Below are 1,162 nucleotides of genomic sequence, written 5' to 3'. Positions count from 1 at the left end.
CATCCCTCACCAGTTTAGGCAATGCTTACGGTTCACTAGGAGAATACCAAAAAGCGATCGAATTTCATCAACAGTCCTTAGCAATCAAACGGGAAATCGGTGATCGGGGGGGTGAAGCGAAATCCTACGGTAATTTAGGCGTTGTTTACTATTTACTAGGAAAATACCAAAAAGCGATCGAGTTTCATCAACAGTCTTTAGCAATCACACTGGAAATCGGTGATCGGGGGGGTGAAGCGGCATCCTACAATAATTTGGGCCTTGTTTACAAATTCCTAGGAGAATACCAAAAAGCGATCGAGTTTTATCAACAGTCCTTAGAAATCACACGGGAAATCGATGATCAGGGGGGTGAAGCGGCATCCTACAATAATTTAGGCATTGTTTACGATTCCCTAGGAGAATACCAAAAAGCGATCGAGTTTTATCAACAATCCTTAGCGATCGAACGGAAAATCGGTAATCGGAAGGGTGAAGCGTATTCCTACATGGGTTTAGGCAATGTTTACGATTCCCTAGGAGAATACCAAAAAGCGATCGAGTTTCATCAACAGTCCTTAGCAATCACACGGGAAATCGGTGATCGGGGGGGTGAAGCGTATTCCTACAATAATTTAGGCATTGTTTACGATTCCCTAGGAGAATACCAAAAAGCGATCGAGTTTCATCAACAGTCCTTAGCAATCAAACGGGAAATCGGTGATCGGTGGGGTGAAGCGGCATCCTACAATAATTTAGGCAGTGTTTACTATTCCCTAGGAAAATACCAAAAAGCGATCGAGTTTCATCAACAGTCCTTAGCAATCAAACGGGAAATCGGTGATCGGGGGGGTGAAGCGAATTCCTACAATAATTTAGGCAATGTTTACCGTTCCCTAGGAGAATACCAAAAAGCGATCGAGTTTTATCAACAATCCTTAGCAATCACGCGAAAAATCGGTGATCGGTGGGGTGAAGCGGCATCCTACAATAATTTAGGCAATGCTTACAAATCCCTAGGAGAATACCAAAAAGCGATCGAGTTTCATCAACAGTCCTTAGCAATCAAACGGGAAATCGGTGATCGGGGGGGTGAAGCGAAATCCTACGGTAATTTAGGCACTGTTTACGGTTCCCTAGGGGAATACCAAAAAGCGATCGAGTTTTATCAACAGTCTTTAGC

At 43.5% G+C, this 1,162-nt stretch carries 1 protein-coding gene; it reads left to right on the top strand.

The annotated features are described in order from the left end of the window. Window positions 1-1,162 (top strand): tetratricopeptide repeat protein (locus tag O9334_RS21545; RefSeq protein ID WP_288002421.1); only part of this gene is annotated, 1,162 nt, incomplete at both ends.

Source organism: Microcystis sp. LE19-8.1F (assembly GCF_027531715.1).
Lineage (GTDB): Bacteria > Cyanobacteriota > Cyanobacteriia > Cyanobacteriales > Microcystaceae > Microcystis > Microcystis wesenbergii_A.
Note: the sequence above shows the minus strand (reverse complement) of the source record. Positions and strands in the feature narration are given on the sequence as shown.